The sequence below is a fragment of the Parendozoicomonas sp. Alg238-R29 genome, from assembly GCF_947331445.1.
Taxonomy (GTDB): Bacteria; Pseudomonadota; Gammaproteobacteria; order Pseudomonadales; family Endozoicomonadaceae; genus Sansalvadorimonas.
In genome coordinates this window covers 1-19,150 of the sequence record NZ_CAMZOG010000084.1, presented here as the reverse complement: position 1 = coordinate 19,150, position 19,150 = coordinate 1, and the positions used below count along the sequence as shown (strand labels likewise).

Annotated in this window: 12 protein-coding genes and 1 pseudogene; 7 read left to right on the top strand and 6 right to left on the bottom strand. The window is 46.2% G+C overall.

The window, feature by feature from the left end:
- The 4 genes from QMA35_RS17460 to QMA35_RS17445 form a co-directional block, all read right to left on the bottom strand.
- On the bottom strand, nucleotides 1-806 hold an 806-nt coding region (locus QMA35_RS17460), incomplete at its 3' end, for a transposase (RefSeq protein WP_281648437.1).
- A gap of 106 nt (nucleotides 807-912) precedes the next feature.
- Nucleotides 913-2,454, bottom strand: coding sequence for a hypothetical protein (locus QMA35_RS17455; protein ID WP_281648436.1), 1,542 nt, complete (start codon nucleotides 2,452-2,454; stop codon nucleotides 913-915).
- 305 nt (nucleotides 2,455-2,759) lie between these two features.
- A complete protein-coding gene (locus QMA35_RS17450; RefSeq protein WP_281648435.1) occupies nucleotides 2,760-4,478 on the bottom strand; it encodes an NAD(P)/FAD-dependent oxidoreductase in 1,719 nt (572 codons plus the stop codon).
- Between the two features lie 80 nt (nucleotides 4,479-4,558).
- Nucleotides 4,559-5,221: a pyridoxamine 5'-phosphate oxidase family protein gene (locus tag QMA35_RS17445; protein WP_281648434.1), complete on the bottom strand. Its 663-nt coding sequence runs from the start codon at nucleotides 5,219-5,221 to the stop codon at nucleotides 4,559-4,561.
- A 104-nt stretch (nucleotides 5,222-5,325) separates the two neighbouring features.
- Between QMA35_RS17445 and QMA35_RS17440 the strand changes: the two genes are divergently transcribed.
- A complete protein-coding gene (locus QMA35_RS17440) occupies nucleotides 5,326-6,864 on the top strand; it encodes a PLP-dependent aminotransferase family protein (protein WP_281648433.1) in 1,539 nt (512 codons plus the stop codon).
- Nucleotides 6,865-7,081: 217 nt separating this feature from the next.
- Entirely contained in the window at nucleotides 7,082-10,390 is a 3,309-nt protein-coding gene (locus QMA35_RS17435; protein ID WP_281648432.1) for a hypothetical protein, read from the top strand.
- A gap of 65 nt (nucleotides 10,391-10,455) precedes the next feature.
- Here QMA35_RS17435 and QMA35_RS17430 read toward each other — a convergent pair whose 3' ends face one another.
- Both QMA35_RS17430 and sbcD read right to left on the bottom strand, forming a co-directional pair.
- The gene (locus QMA35_RS17430; protein WP_281648431.1) at nucleotides 10,456-14,136 is read right to left on the bottom strand and encodes an SbcC/MukB-like Walker B domain-containing protein; all 3,681 of its coding nucleotides are present in this window, start codon (nucleotides 14,134-14,136) and stop codon (nucleotides 10,456-10,458) included.
- On the bottom strand, nucleotides 14,133-15,398 hold the full coding sequence (gene sbcD / locus QMA35_RS17425) for an exonuclease subunit SbcD (RefSeq protein WP_281648430.1): 1,266 nt from the start codon (nucleotides 15,396-15,398) through the stop codon (nucleotides 14,133-14,135). The genes QMA35_RS17430 and sbcD overlap by 4 nt, the downstream gene beginning before the upstream one ends.
- A gap of 150 nt (nucleotides 15,399-15,548) precedes the next feature.
- Here sbcD and QMA35_RS17420 point away from each other — a divergent pair, with 150 nt between their 5' ends.
- From QMA35_RS17420 to QMA35_RS17400, 5 genes and pseudogenes are all read left to right on the top strand, one after another.
- Complete coding sequence (locus QMA35_RS17420) at nucleotides 15,549-16,109, top strand: DUF4124 domain-containing protein (RefSeq protein WP_281648429.1); 561 nt, start codon at nucleotides 15,549-15,551, stop codon at nucleotides 16,107-16,109.
- A gap of 251 nt (nucleotides 16,110-16,360) precedes the next feature.
- Nucleotides 16,361-17,215 (top strand): Fic family protein, encoded by an 855-nt coding sequence (locus QMA35_RS17415; protein WP_281648428.1) that lies wholly within the window; start codon nucleotides 16,361-16,363, stop codon nucleotides 17,213-17,215.
- 149 nt (nucleotides 17,216-17,364) lie between these two features.
- A complete protein-coding gene (locus QMA35_RS17410; protein ID WP_281648427.1) occupies nucleotides 17,365-17,640 on the top strand; it encodes a helix-turn-helix domain-containing protein in 276 nt (91 codons plus the stop codon).
- A gap of 10 nt (nucleotides 17,641-17,650) precedes the next feature.
- A pseudogene (locus QMA35_RS17405) lies at nucleotides 17,651-18,118 on the top strand (IS630 family transposase); the annotation flags it as partial.
- Between the two features lie 91 nt (nucleotides 18,119-18,209).
- Entirely contained in the window at nucleotides 18,210-18,872 is a 663-nt protein-coding gene (locus tag QMA35_RS17400; protein ID WP_281648426.1) for a hypothetical protein, read from the top strand.
- Nucleotides 18,873-19,150 lie beyond the last annotated feature (278 nt).

Below are 19,150 nucleotides of genomic sequence, written 5' to 3'. Positions count from 1 at the left end.
CCCTTTATGAAAGGCTTATCCTCAGCTTCAGCCTGCCGCCATTCCCGGCGACGGATTTTGTCTATCACCTCGTTGTAGTTGGCGATAATGTGAAACTTGTCGTATACGATGTCAGCGTCGGGAAGGTGTTCTCTGACCGAGGCTTGGTAACTTCCCCCTCGGTCAATACCAACACACTCAATAGGCGCCTTTTGCTCTTGAGTCAGGCTGCTCAGGAACTGATCCAGCGTTGCTTTACGTTTGCCTTCCCCGAGAAACAGGGTCTCACCTGTATCAGCATTCAGGACAACTGTCAGATAGTGGTGCCCCTTGCCAATGGACTTCTCGTCAATCAGTAGTGCTCGTATGTTATCCAGATCAGGTGCAGGCAGAGTCTTCATGAGCACCTCTTTATCCCAGCGCCGCGCGGTGTGATGGGAGATAGGGATGAACTCTGGCACCTTATTGCATGGCATGTATCGGCATAGGTGGCTGACATGCTGTTTCAGGCGGTCGGTGGCCTGTGCCTTGGGCGCCAGCCCAGGAGGTGTGATGGTTTCAAAATGCTTGCAGTGTGAGCAGCGCCCTTGGTAAACAGTGAAATGCAACTGCACACTGAGGGTGCCCAGCGGCAAGTCCAGCACAGTTCGCTCTGCCTCCCTCATCTTCCCCATAGAGTTGTGGCACTGACTGCATTTCAGTTGCTGTAGACGACCATCTCTGCGCAGATAAACCGTTGCGCTGGAATTATCCCAGTCGATATCTATATGGTCGATTACCCAGCCAAGAAATGAGAACATAGGGCGGAGTGAGGGTGTTGCAGACATGTACTGATCCTTCAGTAAAGTTGATCCGTTCAAATCAATCTTTGCCTGAAGGCTATTTCTGTTTCAACCCCTCACTTTCTTCAGCCAACCTGAGAAAGCCCCCCTTTTAAAGCGTCTGGCTTTTTGGCTCACAATACGGAGCACCCATTTCAGTCACCCCCCCCGGTGTTGTCGGAGCATAAGTTGTTATCACAGGATCCGGATCAGAATCACTGATCATTGCTGAACTCAAAGGTGATACCCGACTAGTATCTACCTGCGAATTAGAACTGCCAGCTTGCTCACTCGGTATTTGAAAGAACATTGTCGTTGTTGGAGTGGGAGTGGGAGTGGGAGTGGGAGTGGGAGTGGGAGTGGGAGTGGGAGTGGGAGTGGAAGTGGAAGTGGAAGTGGAAGTGGAAGTGGAAGTGGAAGTGGAAGTGGGATCGGGTCCAGGGCTGGAATTATGCCTACCAGCAGAGGGGGAAGAGATCTTCAATACATGAGGAACAGGGCTATCTGGCCCACTTGGGGGGAGACCAAATGTTACCCCTGCCTGCACCTTTTTTATCGATGATCGCATCAACTGATTATTATCGCTGGAATTCGCAGGTTTCACATTGAGCGCACGCACCTTCCCATCTGTTAAGAGTTCTTTGTCCCTTTCAGAAGACATTTTCATTTTCTTGGTAGGAGTACCTGTGTCATCGTCTTCATAAGGTTCAACATAAACATGCGTCGACTCAGGCATTTCATAATCGGCCAGGCGATTAAACCAGGCTCCTCTTTTTGCTTTAACAGCGCATTTATACTCAATTGCGGTTTGCTGTAACCAAGCTAATCCTAAAGCCTGTTGCGGACGTTCATAATATTCTCCCTCTTGCAGCGCCCTTAAAATAAAAGCGGCATGTTTTTGAAGCAGGGAATCAATGTTATCTGGAGGATCTCCATTCATTTCCTGAACGCCCCATGCCAGCCAAGCTTCCCATACGGTATTTAATTCTGAGCAGTTATCTTCATCAAGTTCAACATCACAAAGGTGACTTTTCACCCAGTCCGTTTGGGTTTTTATTTTTTTTTCTTCTTCTCCTCCATTTAAGGATGCATCACCTTTTGTTTTATTGAAAAATTTCTCAATTTCTCTCTCAAGATAAACCGTTTTCGTCGCTTTGAAAGCACTGACATTCGCTTCCCTAGTCTCCATACTTTTAACAAGATCGGCATAAGCCTTACCCCAATCGATATAGTTAAGGTTTTCAGGGAGAATAACTTCATTAATCCACTCAATTCTTGATTGCAGATAATTCTTATATGTTATCTTTGAATCGTCGTATTCCTTACGAGCGAGGTAAACCAGATGAACCAAACTGGGATATAATAGAGGGTCCAAGTCGTGCAAAAAGCCCTTCAGATTCTCTTGCACATCAATAGCCCTAGTCCACTTTCCTTTAAGAGTTAGTAGACCACCTTCCCGACAGAAAGCCATCCAGTTAAATAGTGCATTGATATAGCGATTTAATTGACTATGAAGGCTCTGCGAAAAACCAACCAGATGTGGCTCCTCCCCAGGGTTTCCGACCTCCGCAAGAGAAAAACCCCTATCGTATATTCGGCTCCTGAGAGACTGATATTGCGCCTCGGTTTCCACTTTTTGCAGTAAGTCCTGCATTAACTGTTCAGAGGATGGAGGCTGTTCTTCATGGTCACTCTCACTGGTTGAACCGTCTTCGCTTTCTCCATGTACTTTCTTCCCTCCATAACACTCAACACTAATGCCCAATCCTGTACAGAACATTGCCAACGCGGCCAGAAGAGAATAATGCAACCAGATTCTTTTCCATCGAGCCAGCATCGGCGTTGTGACACCAGTTATTGTTGTGAGGGGCACATGAGTGTAGCAGCTCTCCCGGCTTTGTTTGTTTTGATATATTTCCCCGTTCGCCTCTGTCATTTACGGCTACATAAAACAGGTTTCTACGATGTTACCCCAACCCCTTGCTTCAGTAATTTCATAACCCGACCAGACCTCAAACCCTGCATACTGCAAGCTGTCATGACACCGGCCATCATTGCACCACCAACACCGGCAGTCATTACATCAGCCCCTGTTTGGTAAAAGCCTTTCAGTGGTGTTGATGGATGCAGGAAAGGTTGATCAAAGCGATCAAGAAAGTGATCCAGTCCGTAAATTTCACCTTTCTCATTTTTCTGGAACCAGCGGGTAGATAAAGGCGTAGAGAGTTCATAAAAGTCGAGAGGTTCTCTCAACTGCGGGCGATGCTTAAATAATTCATCCAGCATCCGTTGAGCAAAACGTTCTTTGAAGGTTTCATAATCCTCCCCCCTTTGCCCCCAGGTTGTATTTTGCCACTTTTCAAACCAGTCACGATTCACAATCGTCACCACCTCAACTGTAGACTTCCCTGGATAACGATTCTCCCAGTCCGGATCTTTGGCAGAAGGGAACGACACATACACCAGAGGGAAAGGCGCTTCCGGATCATTTAAAAACGCCTCTACATTTCCTTCATGGTCACCATTGGGATAAATCCAGAGATTCGTAGTATCAAGCCCAAGCTCTTCTGTTGAACCTTTAAAGCCCGCGTATAAACAGAGATGAGCACTGGAATGCTGGACTTTTTCAACCCATTGGTCAGCACCCATTTTTTTACGAATATCTTCAGGTAAAAGGTTGTTTATCGTTGGCATAAAGCCCGCATTACTCACCACCTGCGCGGCTTTAATTTCACTGCCGTCAGCCATACGCACGCCCACAGCCCGATTGTTTTGCACAACAACCTGTTCTACATCCGCGTAAGTGAACACTTCCCCACCACTGGCCTGAATGGTGGGAATAATGGTCCGGGCAATATCAGAAGAACCGCCAACCGGGTAAGCGCCACCAGCCAAATAATGTTTGGCAATAAGCGCATGCATAAAGAACGCACTGTCGCTGGGAACCTGGCCGTAATCACCCCACTGGCCCGTCAAAACCGATATCAGCTTCTGATTACTGGTTAAACTTTCCAATACTTCACGGGTGGTTTGATAAAACTCTTTGGGGACAAGGCGTGAACGAAAACGGTTATAAAGTTTGCCCATAACAAGAGGCATAGCCTGCCCGGCAAAAAACTTGGGCGTGGCCGAGCTCATCGCGCGAATCAAATTCACATACTTATGAATCGCTTCCGATTCTTCCGGAAACGCCTGTTCCAGACTTTGAATAAAGTTTTCCCGCCCGGCCACAAAATCAAACGTTTCATCACCCAGAAGAATGCGATCGTAAATCGGATCCATCTCCGCCCATTTCAATCGACTCTGGCTGATAACATCAAACACTCGTCGTAAAGTTGTGTAGGGTTTATGCACCTCACCAATGTAGTGAACACCCACATCCCATTCATAACCATTACGCTCATAGGAGTGAGTGTAACCACCTGCTGTATAGTGCTGCTCCAGCACACAAACCTTTTTTCCCAACAGGGACAACAGCGCTGCTGTGGTTAAACCACCAATGCCAGAACCAATAACAATCACATCATAATGGTTGTCCGCCCGCCCAGGGCGATAACGTTTTCCCGTACGAACAGAAACTTTGCGGGCGGGTTTCGTTTTGGCGGATTTCGTTTTGGCGGATTTCGTTTTGGCGGATTTCGTTTTGGATTGTTCTGGCACTGCAGCAGTTATGGTCATAATCAATTTTGTTTTTATTGTGATTGAAAGAACTCTCATTTTAGAGAGTTCTTCTCTTATCACCAGCCCTTTCTAGAACATCAACTTTCCCAGCGCTCCCCCCAGGCTGCACTGTAATCAGGAACAACCATCCCCTCAGGCACCAGCTCATCAGCAACCATAGGTCCCACAACCTGACGCATCACCATTTCTCCAGCCCAAACATCACGATTCCTGTCACATTCCTTGGTGTTAGGCGGACCTTTTCGCACTTTTACCGAAGCTTCTTCAATCTCAATGCTTAAAACGGCGGTAGCTTTCAATTCTCCAACGGAGGGAGGACGAGCCTGCTCGGCACGACCAGGCGCAATATGTTCAACAAACAGTCTCAGAACTTCTTCTTTTTCCGCGGGATCATCCACAAGCTTCATAGAGCCAAACACCATGGCAGAACGATAATTAGTGCTGTGGTTGAAAGCTGAACGACCAAGAACCATGCCATCAATAAGAGTGGCGGTAACACAACACGGTGCACCATTGATCAGGTATTCCATCATCCGCCCTTTCATGTTGCCGTGGGTATACAACTTGTTGCCCACACGCCATCCCAGGGTAGGAAGCACAAAAGGCTGCCCATCCATAGCAAAGCCAATATTTATTAGCAGGGCTTCATCAAAAACCTGGTACAGCATTTCACGGTCGAAAACGGCCAGATTACGCGCTCGCCCTAACTTGGTCTTTTCTGTCTCTTTCAAGGTCTCCATAGCTCACTCCTCTTTGGTTAGTTTTGAGTCCTCCTACGGCTTATGTTAAAAAATAATGGCCCCGCTGTTTGGAGCCAATTCCCACTTATTAATAGGGCCAATTTATGGCGACCATCTGCACAGCAACAGATATACGCGGATTAACGCTAACAGGTAAAAATGGCCCCTTGTTTCAGGAACTTTATCAGGAGCTGAAACGTCGGGTTCTTGAGGGCGAACTGCCTCCGGGCATCCGCCTGCCACCTAGTCGCTTACTGGCAGCCCAACTCAACATCGGCAGAAATACTGTGACTGCAGCGTTCAATCAACTGTTGGCAGAAGGTTACCTGCAGTCCAAAACAGGTTCAGGAACTTATGTAGCAGACTCATTACCTGAACAATGGCTCCACACCCGCAAAACACAGAGAAGCAGTTCCGAAGAGAATTTCAACGGCACACTTTCCAACTATGGCCAACTCTGCGCAAAAGCCGCCCCAGTACAAGCCAACGATAACCCAGTACAAGCCAACAATAACCCAGTGAAAAACAGTAGCTTTACCGTTGGCGTACCTGACCTGAAGGCTTTTCCTTTTGCCCTGTGGAATAAAATTCAGAATCAACAGAGCCAGCTTACTCGTTGCAGTTCTATGGGTTTTGGTAATCCGGCAGGTTTACCAGCACTCAGGGAAGCTATTGCTGACTATCTGCGTACATCTCGCTCGGTGAAATGTACGCCAGACCAAATCGTCATCACCAACGGTGCCCAGCAGGCCCTTGCTCTGTGCGCCCGACTTTTGATAAATGAAGGTGAATACGCAGCGATAGAAGAACCCGGCTACCGTGGTGCACATTGCTCTTTCCTTGCCGCCGGAGCCCAACTTCAACCCTGCACTCTTGATGAACAGGGATTAATGACCGAAAAACTTGCCAACCTCTCCACCAGCCCAAAAGTGATTTACACATCACCAGCCCATCAGTATCCAACCGGAGCAATCCTGCCTCTGGATCGGCGATTGGAACTTTTGAACTGGGCGGCAAGAAACAACTGCTGGATTATTGAAGACGACTACGACAGCGAGTATCACTACCGCAACCGGCCACTGGCCAGTCTGCAAGGATTGTCTTCCCGTCATCAAGTCATCTATATCGGTTCGTTCAGCAAGGTATTGTTCCCGGCATTGCGTCTGGGTTATCTGGTATTGCCGGAATCTCTGGTCAAACCTTTTATCACAGCCCGTCAGGCAATGGCCGGAGAGATTCCCCTGCAAACACAGGCCACAGTTAGCTCTTTTATTCGGGAAGGACACTTCAGTCGCCATATCCGGCGGATGCGCTTATTGTACGAGAAAAAACAACAAATCCTGCAGGTTGCCTGCCGTACTCTGGCTCCCTGGTGTACCGCCCCCTGCAGTGGCTCAGGTATGCATCAGGTGCTTTACCTCAAGCCAGAACTTCGTCATCTGGAATCACAACTCCATAAACGTTTGCAAGAGCAAGGAATCTACAGTTCCACTCTTAGTTCTTACTTTCTGGGGCAACCTCAGCAAGCAGGCCTGGTACTGGGCTTTGCCAACAGCTCCGAGTTAGAGATTATCGAAGGTGTGGCCACAATCCGGCAAACACTTAACCACCTGAGAACGTATTCAAACGAAGGCCGTTTGTAGGGCTCATAACTCTGTAAATCTGCAAACTTATATGTGTTTCGGGATCAAAACGAACCTTATACCCCTTCCAGAAACAGAGCGTTTCAAACCTCTAACAGCATTGTTTGTTAACAGCATTGTTCGGTTAACCAACCAAGTAGCCCTGAGGAACATTTCCCTCGAACTTTTTCCTCCATCGCTTATCAAACAGATCTCCGCACTTGGAAGGGATACTCGAATGAATGTAAAACAAACAGGTTTGAGTCACTCACAGAGCACGTCACCAGAGCCGTTAGCTACAGTGGATTCGGGAAGCACAGTAGGTTCGGGAAGCACAGTGGGTTCAAAAAACACAACAGTGGCACCTGAAATTCCTAAAGCCGACCCTCACTCTTCTATCCACAGTGCTCCATCACTGGAGGCCCATACGATTACTCAAACAGAGGCACAAGCAAATCTACAAGATAACCAAGACACAAAAACAGAGGAAACTCATACAGTTCCCCAAAACATCGGTACAGAATCTGCGAGGGAAATGAGGGAAATTCATTTCCAGCTGATACGAGATGTCATTCGCTATCTGTCCATACACAGAACGGATCCCGGTTTTCCTGCCATCACAGGCGTTTTGGCGGAACTCTGCACCCGGTGCAGACAAGTTGACCAGTTAACCGGTCAGGGGATGGTTCAGGCTGAACATCTGCGGGGATGCCGAATAATGACTGTAGTTGCCCCCAACCAGGCAATGTACTCAAAGCTTGCCGGTATGCTGGGACTATTTATGGCTAAAGACGACAAGGTTAGTTGTACAAAAGAAACAGGCCCGTTGAACGAAGCCACTTTTTCCTACAATTGTCAGGGCACCAACTTTTTCACCATACGCCTGTTTTTAGTTAATGGAACAGTAGAGAACCTTGAAATTCAGAAACAGAATTTTGTTGCAGAGGGGAACTCAGTTTTACTGAATACCTCATCCCGGGCCATTATCATTTACTTGTTGAATGCGCTCAGCAATCCTGAACTCACACCTTTTCAACTCAGCGTTATTGCCACTGTAATAAACAATCTTGATCCTGCTGGCAGACATGTCTTCGAATACGGATGTTTGCTGAACCTTTATTTGACCCGTTACTACCAGTTTTACCCTGACCCAGTGCAACCAACCGCAGTTTTCGAACAGCCTGCTTCAGAACCCCTAACACCAGAGGATTACGTGACAAGTGGCCAGCCAAGCGCTTCTTCCATACCAGTGGGCACTGGCAACACAGATTTTGCTCCAAGGTTGAGCACCAACACTCATTTCTGTGAAAGTGTGGCAAAATTAAAATGGGACACAGACAAAGAACAGAGCCTTGGATTCTCTTCAATTGATCACATTTTTCCTGATTTAAAAAGTAAAGCCGCAGCAACAGGCACCTCAGCTTCACCTAAAATCAGTGGCATCAAAAAAAAACACCCCCCAAGTTCTAAAACAAGTAAAAGAGGAAAAAAACTTGATAAAGGACACAAGCAAAAAGTCTCCAGGGGAACACTTTCCTCAGCCTTTGGTCAAGAAGTATCCAGTGCCATAACAATGCTAGACTACGGCATAGGCATTTCTGCAGCAGAGCAGGGTGACACGATTCTGAAAGAGTTATTTCCGGACGATATCAGAACGCAATTGATAACAATTATTGAAGCGGAAAAAAGTTACAAATTAATCTCCCATCCTTTCCCTGCTTGCCCCTACCTTGGCAAAACCAAATGTTACTACTCAGCACGTCCTGAAGAAGGGTTCAGCTTCAGCTATGACACTTTGGCAGCAGATATCGAAACGCTGATTCCCGAGTTAATTAACAGCATTACACCGGATACATCAGTAGAGAAGAGCCAGACAAAACAGGCCATGATTGCAGCGCTCATGCTGAAATACCTTATGTATATGCCAGAAAAAAATAATTTCTCCTCACTGATTGAAAAGGTCGCGAACCTCAGTCGTCAGCTCTGTGCTGACATGGCCATACCATCTGCAAGAGCTCAACCTGAATTATTAGAAATCCTGCCTATGGCTCTGGTCTTTGCCTTAAGCTCTCCAGAAGTTAAAAAATGCAACCTGCCAGAAAGTACGCAGGAGCTGCTTTTCGATACTCTGGCCACAGTCATGGAGGCTTCATATAAGTGCGGTAACTATGAACTCCCGGCCGCCATTATCAGCCAGCTCCCTTATTTCGATAGCCTCTGGACTCTACCCGACAGTTCTCCTGCTCGTAGTCGCCTGTCTGAACAGACACGTCAGCTATTTTTAACCCTGCAAATATTTATAAACGACAGCCTTGGCCTGGATAGTAACAGGGAACAGAAATACGCAGCCAGGATCATCGTGAATCTCTATAGCCACGTCGCCAAACTGCCACTCAGTTGGGTTGCACCATCTCATGGGCAGCATGATTCCATCATGAAAGCCAATAAAACCGCAAAGTCACTATTAAAGAAAGAGCTTGAGGAGCAGCGGATTCTGAAGAATGACATTCAGGACAAGAACAGCAAAGCCAAAGCGGAGCAACTCAGGATTCGCCGAGAGCAGGCCAATGCTAAAGCCGCAGCTTATGCTGCGAAACACCACCCAAAACCAGATCGGGATGATAAAGGCACAGAGCAAGAGGACAACAATAAATCTGAAGCCATGCATATGCTGGAAACTACATCGCTCCAGACTACCGCGGCAATGGCAATAGATTCAGAAAAAGAGCCCTGGGAAAAAGATCTGGCAACAGCAATTAAAAATTTCGAAACAGGAAAAACCACCCTGGCCCGAAAATTCCAGGACAGGGCTCTCAAAAAAGCCAATGGCAATATCAATGAAGCTCAGATCAAGACTGATTGTGGTTACGCCATGTTGGAAAGATTCCGTGGCACCATCAATCTGGTATCCGTATTGGCCAAAAGCTGTGATCACATGATCACAACATTGAAAAGAGTGGAGGTGCAGGCTGGAGAGGCATTCGGCAATAACACACCATCACGCCTTGCGGCCCAAAACTGGCTCAGAGAGCAATCATTCCCAAGTTCTGAGAGATTGGAATCCCTGGCTAACAGTTTCCCTGCAATAGAAGAACTTAGCGACGCGGCTGCCGCTCTGGGAGCCGCCATTTCGGCCTACCAGGATGCCGTTGAAACAATGGCTCAGTGTACACCAGAAGAGATTCAAACTCATGGAGACTTTATGCTCAGGCTGATGGAAAACGACCTCCAAGAATTTTACCGACTAAAGGAGCAAATTCTTTCAACCAAAGACAGTCTGCGCAATGCTATGCAGCTACGAACGAAGATAATGCGCCAGCTTGGGCTCTATGGTCGCCCTGACTCTCTGGAACATCAGGAAGGCTCTACTGGTAGAGTCAGGGGTTCTGACGTTAAAAAGAAAAGTCAGTATCGCGAAGTGGCAGAGCATTTCGAAAAGCATGGGGTTGACCTGAGCACACTGTACCCAAGTACTCAGGGAAGTGATCGTTTACAGACTCTTATGAATGCAATAGCAATATTAAGGAAAGATAAAGGGCTTCGCTAGAAAAGCCCTGTTTCTCTGAGTAAGCACAGGGCACAAAGTTCAAAGCGTTTTATGTTCTGGCCCTATCAAGCGCCTTCTGTCGCATGCCGGTATTGACTATCCAACCGGCTGTACCCTAACCCTTGCTCTTTATAAACCGCTATCTGAACAGGTACCCTTTCTTTCAAAGCTTCGACATGGGAAATTACACCAACCATCTTGCCGCTGGCATTAAGATTATCCAAAGCATCCAGTGCTGTTTCCAGAGTTTCCGGATCAAGGGTTCCGAAGCCTTCATCAAGGAACAGCGAATCAATCCGGGTTTTGTGGCTAACCAAATCTGATAGCGCCAAAGCCAGCGCCAGACTGACCAGAAAACTTTCACCACCGGAGAGGGTTTTAGTGTCTCTGGCAGTATCTCCCTGCCAGGTATCGAGCACTTCCAGACTCAACTCTTCCCCACCTTTGCGCTGCAACTGATAACGACCGTGTAAACGTTCCAGTTGTCGATTGGCAAGCCAGATAAGGTGATCCAGTGTCAGTCCCTGTGCATATTTACGGAACTTGTCGCCTTTGGCGGAACCGATCAGATTGTTCAGGTGCTCCCACAGAGATAGCTTCTCTTTCTGTTTTTCTATATCTGCCAACATTTGGGATTGGCTCATGCGACTGTCCCGATCCCGTTTAAGAAAAATAAATATCTCTTTTAAACGATCGGCCACCCGTTCAACGTCCGCTTCTGCGAGAGTCAGAGCTTCGGTAGTTTGCTCCAGTGTTTGCGCGGTTTTCGGCTCTTCCTGCAAAGCTTTTAACTCAGCCTGAGCCTGATCAAGCAAGGCTGCGGCGCTATCCTGTTGTTGATGCAACTGGCGTTTTAACTGTTCAAGCTCCGTACGCTGCTCGGTAGACAGCAAGGCTTGCTCATAATCTTCCAGAGTGGAAAACGGGCTTTTTTCCAGTGCCTGATTCCAGTCTGAAATCGCATGCTGATGACGCTCAACAAGTTCTGAGATATTGCCCTGCAACTGTTTAATGGAACCTGCCAGCGTGCTCGCCTGAGCAGCAAGCACCTCCTGCTGTTTTTGCACTTCAACAAAAGCAGTATCAGTGGCCACAACCGCATCATGGAGTCGCTGGCGCTCTTCGCTGACACTGCGGTCACCAAACAGAGCTTCCCGCTCTGACTCTTGAACCTGCAGGTTGGATTGGCTGTCTGCTTTTCGTTCGCAGGTTTTCTTGAATTGTTCCTGCAGTTGCTCAAGTTCATGGTTTATCAAAGCAACATCAGCATTTAAACGGTCAACCTGTTTCTGGCCTTCCGCTTGAAGTTTGAAGTTCTGTTGCCATGCTTCCCAACTTTGCTCCAGTTGCTGAAGCCATGCGTCTTGCTCATCTAATGTTGGGAGAGATAAAGAAGCGGTTGCCAGTGCTTCCAGAAACTTTTGTTCCAGCCGCTCAATTTCCTGAGCCACCTTCTGCTGCTGACCATTAATATCTTCAAGCTGTCGCTCGAACTCAGCCATTTTCTGCTGGGAGAGTTCATGCTGATGATGCGCGGCATCAGCCTTAGCTCGCAAATCATGCAACTGTTGCTGATTCTGCTGGCGATCCCGGTTCATCACATCAAGACGCTGAACTAACGCAGTCAACCCTTCACCACGATCCTGACATTTCTCCAGCCAACGATGCACACCATCGGCATCGTTAATATCCAGTTCAACATTCAGGCTGGTGCAAATCTCTTTCCACTGGACCAAACCTTTATCAATGCGCCCATGAGTTTCAACCATGGTTTTTTCCGTGGCAGAAATCAGAGTTTCCAAACGGGTAGCTTCCGCTCCCATATCTTTGCCCTGCTTTTCCATGGTCTCTAATAACAGAGATTTCTCATGTTTACGCTGCTCGGTATTGGAAGGTGCAATCTGCTGATATTGGGTAATAGCGGGATGCTCAACAGAACCGCAGAGAGGGCAGGCGTCCCCTTTCTGTAGCTTCTGTCGATGCTCGCTCAGGCTGGCAATGGTTTGCTCCTGCTGAACCAGCAACTCCAAATCTTTAAACTGCTGTCGTTCACTGCGGTACTGTATACGAAACTGTTCCAGTTCCTGTCGTTTTGCCTTTAAGGCTGTTTGATGTTCATCCAGGGTCAGCTTTTGCTGGTGAAGTGCCAGACCGTCTTCACGGTTTTTCTCAAGCAGTTGTCCCAGAGTTTGCATAGGCAACCGCTGATTCTGGTATTTTTCCAGCCTGTCTCGCCATACGGTTTCGTCTTTGCCACCCAGAGTTGCCTGGTATTGCTTGTCCATCTCCTGAGTGTTCTGTTCAACAGTCTTTAGAGACTTCTGGCTCGTTGTTAATATTTGAGCCTGTTTGGCAACATCTTTACTGAGTGCCAAACGTTGTTTTTCTAAATCTGTGATGTGTTGCTGGAATTGTTGGTGCGTTGAATTCAGTTGCTGCCGGTTCTGCAACTGGTGCTTCCACACCGGTAATTGTTCCCCCAAATTTTGATGGATACCATGGGTGGTTAAATAAACGTTTGCCTTATCAAGCTGCTGTTGGGCTTCTGTCTGGGTTGCCAAAAGCTTTTTGTGCAAATCACGCTTTTGATTAACGCCAGCCTGCTGTTGCAGTTCTTCTTCGCTAACTTCTGCCAGTTGTTTGCGTAGCTGTGTGATCTGGCTATCCAGAGGAATCACTCTGGTGACAATAAGGTTTTCGGTGTCTCGCTGCTGTTCACGACTAAGCTTGAGTGTTTTTTCAGCATCACTCATTTGCCCTTGGCTGGCTTTCAGGGCTTCGTTGGTTTGGTACTGTTCACCCGCCATGTTGTTAAACGCTTCCTGCCGTTCTTCAAGGAGCTTGTGAACACTCACTTTGGCATCATAGGCAGGACGGATTTCCAGTGCAGGCAAAGCATCTTCCAACTTTTTCAGATCGCCAGCCCTTTCCTTTTGCTGTTGCAAAATATTCTGGAAATTATTTTCGCACTGCTCAGCAGTTTTTTGTTTTGCCATGACCGCTTCCAACCACTGTTTCTGTTCAATCAGAGTTTTGTGTTTACTTTTCACTTCACCCTGCTGGTTTTTCAGTGTGGTCTGCTCAGTTTCCAGCTCAACAATGGCATCCTGACTTAACAGCTCCATTCCTTCAGAACGAGCTTGTTGCAGCTTGAGTTCTGCCTCCTCTTCACGCATGCGAACAAACACACGCCGGGAAATCTCACCGTAAATCTCTGTGCCAGTCAGTTCTTCCAGCAGCTCGGCACGCTCGTTGGCGGAAGCTTCCAGAAAAGCTGCAAAGCCCCCCTGAGCCAGCAACATGGATTTGGTAAAACGGGCGAAATCCAGACCAGTGATATCACTGATAAGATTCAGTTTGTCATTAATGCGGGTAGTAATAATCTCGCCATTGCCATGAGCCAGCTCAACCTGTGGCGCTTGCAAGCGTCCATCACTTTTACCCCGAGCCCGACGCTGGCACCAGAATGCCCGGTACACTTTATCTTTAACTTCAAACTCCACCTCAGCCAGCGACTCTGCAGTGTGGCGAGTCATCAATTCATTATCAGAAGCAGACACATGGAGTCGTGGAGTCTGGTGATAGAGAGCCAGACAGATTGCATCTAGCAAGGTTGTTTTACCGGCTCCAGTTGGCCCGGTAATAGCAAACAGGCCGTTATCAACAAAGTCCGGGGCGGTGAAATCAATCTTCCACTCGCCTTTCAGGGAATTGATATTCTGTAGTCGCAAACTCAGGATTTTCATTCTGCGTTCTCCTCCTGAATACTTTTCTGGATAACCGACCCCAGCAGTTTCTCTTCTTCAATCTCTGCGATAATTTCCTGAAAAGCCTGAGACAAAGCTTTACCGCTTTTCTCGCCTAGCTCTTCATTTCCCAAACGGCGGGCGAATACATCAGCCACTTTCAACTCGGCGAGAGTTTCCCGATCACCTCTGGAAAGGTTTGATGAAGATTCTTGCCGTTTCCGGCGAACTCGCAGTACCTCTATCGGTAAGTTATCAGTCACGTCCTGTATACGATTTTGCAGATCGCTCACCCAGGCATCACCCTCCACAACCACCTCAATCCAGGGTGTCAGTTGTTCTTCGGTTTTCTGACTGGCCAGTTTTTCAAGCTGAGCCGTTAATGAATCCATATCACCTTTCAGGCTAGCGAGCTTCCGAAACAAAGGAACATCAACGGGCGTCACTTTACTGAGACTTTCTCCATCGAAATCCACCAGCAAAACCTGCTTCTGCCCGGAGCTTTCATCAAAGCTCAATGGAATAGGGGAACCGGAGTAACGGATATGATCATGACTGGAAACAGTCTGCCCGCGGTGCAGATGGCCAAGAGCAATATAATCTGCTGGCGGAAAAGCTGACGCAGGAAAAGCTGACAAGGTTCCAATATAGATTTCCCGCACCGATTCGGAAAGTTTGCCACCCACCGTGGTAAGGTGCCCGGTCGCAATGATTGGTAAGCCGAGTTTCTTAGCCTTCTTTTCTGCCTGCTGATAAACCGCCTGATAATGTTCGGTCATTGCTGCCAGCAGTGCCTGCTGTTTGCTTTCACCAGAATCACCGGCATGACTGACCAGAACATCCCGCGGACGAATATAAGGAATACCGCAAAGCACTGCCCCAGGTTTTCCATTTGCGCGGTTTAAAACCACAATCTGACTTTCAGGATCAGTGCTGGCAGCGCCAATCACTGTGGTGTTCAAACAGGCCAGAAGTGAGCGAGATTCATTCAGCGTGGCAACAGAGTCATGGTTACCCCCCAAAACCACCAGCTGGCAACTCCCGACTTTCTGCAACTCCACAATAAACTGGTTATAGAGAGAGCGGGCATAACTTGGAGGCACACCGGTATCGAAAATATCCCCGGCAATCACCAGCGCATCAACCTGTTTCTGTTTAACCGTGTTCAGCAGCCAGTCAATAAACAGCCTGTGTTCCTGTTCCCGGGTTTTGCCCATAAAGTGCTGGCCAAGGTGCCAGTCGGATGTGTGCAGAATTCGCATGTAGGATCCTGGTCAGATCGGCATTCCTCGCCGACCGAAAATAATTTGGTTTTATCATACACCGGAAGCAGTGGGAAAAGTGTTGCTTTCACTTTGCTGGTCGAGCAAGCTTGCGAGTAATAAACACAACTGTTAAGAAGTAGAGAAGTTATGTCGCAAGGAAAGCGCCTGGTTAACCGTATCGTTTTTACTGCTTTTATTGGATCAATGTTATCCGTCCCTTTTATTCTTCCTGGCCCCAATGGCAAGCCTGTTTTGACTGCCGATGACTTTGTCCCCGAAGTGCCAGACTTTAAGGGCTATACCTATACCCTGACGTCCAAATTCAATCAGTTCCTAGAATCCGCAGAAGACCAATTCACCCAAAGCCCAAACGAGCTGGAAGGGAAGCAGCCAATCTCTGTTTTTCGCTGGCAGGATAGTGAAGGTAACTGGCATTTTTCCGATCAAGCTCCATCTCTGGGAAACCAGCCTGTCGCTGTAATGACTGTTGATTCCCGTGGAATTCCATCACTGCCTCCTTTGCCAGAAAAACCTGTAGAGCAACAGGGAAAAGTGGAGACAAAAAATCAGTTGCCAGACCTTGGCCAGATAAACCATCCATTTGAGCTGTTAAGCCAGTATCCAGAGCTTATCGAACAGGCCAAAATTACCCGAGATCAGATGAACCAAAGGCTTCAGCAACAACAGGAAATCCTGAATAACCTTTAGGGGGCATCACAAAAATCATAGAGCTCAAACAGCTGCTCTATTTTTAACCTACACATTGGCAAGACGATCCTTGCTAAGTGCTCCTGTCTATCTGTAGCGCAATCTATCTGTAGCGCAATAATCTGAGGCAGTGAAAATAGAGACCAGCTTAAGAGACTTTTACCTGTGCCTATTTCTCAAGGCTTAAATATTGAACTTTAATGAATTTCGGTAGTCATATAGGAAGCATACATAATAAACATGGAGGTTTTATGTATAAAAATAGCTTCAATCTGTTAATTCTAGTGTTATTAACGAATCTATCGCTATCTGCCTTTGGCCTTCAGCCCTTTCCAGCCAAAGGCTTGTATGAAATTGGCCAAATCCCTGCTAACGATCTGCATAGATATTTTTGCCAAACGTATGCTGGTGAAGAAGGTATTGTACTTAATGATCCATGGAAAGGGGAACCTTGGCGCCATTCAAGCTGTAGGAATATGGTTGATAAAATGAAGTCAAGATTGCAATTACTCGCTACAGGAGAAACTTCAAACGTAATTGACGCTGAGTTCATTAAAGAAATTGCTCATCTTTCTAGAGTACCTGATGAAGGAAATAACGGATATAGAGCAGATAATGTATTTTATGATGTGAATTTCGCCAGCAAAGAAAGCCTTCTTGAATTTAATCGTATAGCAAAAGAAATATTTAAAATGTCAAATTCTGAGCTCTATATCAGAGCAGAAGAGATTGACTACAAAAAACAAAGCACACTGACAGCTAGATCTTTAAACGCACAAAATTTCTCTGAAGGAATATATTCAATCTATGGTATAGACAGCCATTCGATTAATGGGTTTGTTGAAAAGTTAATAATTAATATTAACTCTATGATGACTAATATCAGAGAAGATGAAAAGCATGATGATATTGAAATAAGAATAATATATCTTAGTCGATTGTTTCTTTCTGCTCATCCTTTTCCGGACGGAAATACACGAACAACTTTGATTCTTCTCAACTTTATGAGACTTTACTTAGGGCAACCACCATATGAAGCCTACTCTATTCCTGATTTGAGACACAACTCTGCATTATTTATTCATAGTGTTTTAAAAGAAAAGTAGCAATTATGAGAATTTTTGTATGAGCTGGTGTATAGCAACATAACGAAGCTGTAGAAAAACATTTAATAGTTGATTGTGATCTGAAGCAGTAAAAATAGACACCGGCTTATTTATATGAGCCAACACTTTGCAACAAGCTGATATGTATCATGAGCGCCTCAGTTGAAGAGGTATCCATGAGCAGAGTCGACGGCCGTAAAGTATCCCATGAAGTAAGAGAAACTATCCGAGCTGAAGCCATTCAAAAATGGTTGGATGGTACCTCCGTCAAAGCGCTTTCTGACGAATACAGTACAGATAGATCCTGCATTTATCGTTGGATTAATCGCTACAATGAAGGCGGTATGGAAGCCTTGAGAACACGACCCATTGCTCATAGCAAAAACGCTAAGCTATCACCTGAACAGCGGCACGACCTGAAGTAAAAAAGGGTATACGCCGACTGTCACCAAAACCAGTGCACGTTTTGGTATCAACCTGATTGCAGCTGTGAGTGGGGAAGGCCAAATGCGTTATATGACGATCAAAGGCCGTTTCAACGCAGATGTCTTCATCCAGTTTCTAAAACAGATTGTGAAGTCCCATGACGATCCTGTTTTGATTGTGACTGACGGTCACTCGGCACACAAAGCCAAGAAAGTGATGAAGTTTCTCAAGAGAGAAGAGAGGCTTCTCGATATACAACTACTGCCGCCATATTCGCCAGAGCTAAATCCTGTTGAACTCGTTTGGAGTGTTCTGAAAGCAGGACGTATTGGTCGCATGGCTCTGAAAACAAAAAAGCAGTTTCTTCAGGCGGTGAGTTCAGGGTTGAAATCACTGCTGCGGCAAAAGAAAAAGGTGCTTGGATTTTTTCGCGCCGAGCACACAGCCTATGCTTGTCTCGAAAAACTATATGCATAGGGTGTGCTCTCATCAATATAGTAAAAATAAAAATTATTGCTGATAACAATAATCTATAATACGTCAAGTTTAGGGTGAAAGGCTAAGTAAAATGAAACTCTTTCAAGTGATAGTATTAGCTGTATTCCTGCATCAATCATCATTTGTGCTTGCTGGGATCTCTGAGATTGATAAAAAAAAACTTGATGAGTCTATGCAAGCATTTAACGCTAGTTCAGCAGATCTCGTTAAAAATTTAGAAACTTTGAGCCAAATAAAAGAGGAATATGTTGATGTCAACATATATCACATTGAAATACTAACGAAAAAAGTGCAAGAAGTTAATAACGCTATGGCATCAGTAAAAAGACATTTTATCCCATATATGAAAACAGCTGCTGAAGAAATTAAAAAAAACGCTGAATCCTCTGATGTTAAATGTCAATCATGTTTCGTAGAATCAAAACCCGATCCTTCTTGTTCAAATTATCCTATGGCCTTCCGAATAGGAATATCACTACTACCAGTAAATGAGCTTGAGAGAAGAATGAAACTATGGTATGATTTTTTATATAATTGGAATAAGTATGATGCTGCGATAACAGAATATTCTGCTTTACTTGAGACGCTTAGGAAGGCAATCGGCTTGAAGAATATGGGGCTAGCCGTACATAACATTCGAGAATGTGCTCAAAAACTGAACCAGCTTGCAACAAAAACACCTGATACAGTTAATAAACTTTATCAAGATTTTGAGAAGTCTCTTCACGATTGATTCATGACTAGATTTTGAAACAATATCTTCTAAGGAATGTAACGCCTAGCTGTGGGCGCCGTAGGCGTCCCAGGCAGCTTGCTGCTCTTGTTCAGCGTGGATGGTTACGCGGTAGCTTAACGAAGTAGAGATGGCTGGGTATTAAGGAAATCACTGGAGCGCTCTTTCTGATGATGGGATTGGTATACCTCGATCAATTAATAACTGAAGTTACGCAGCTACGAATGATCGTAGCTGCTTGAACGATGCCTGCAGAGCAGACATATAGATTTTCGCTC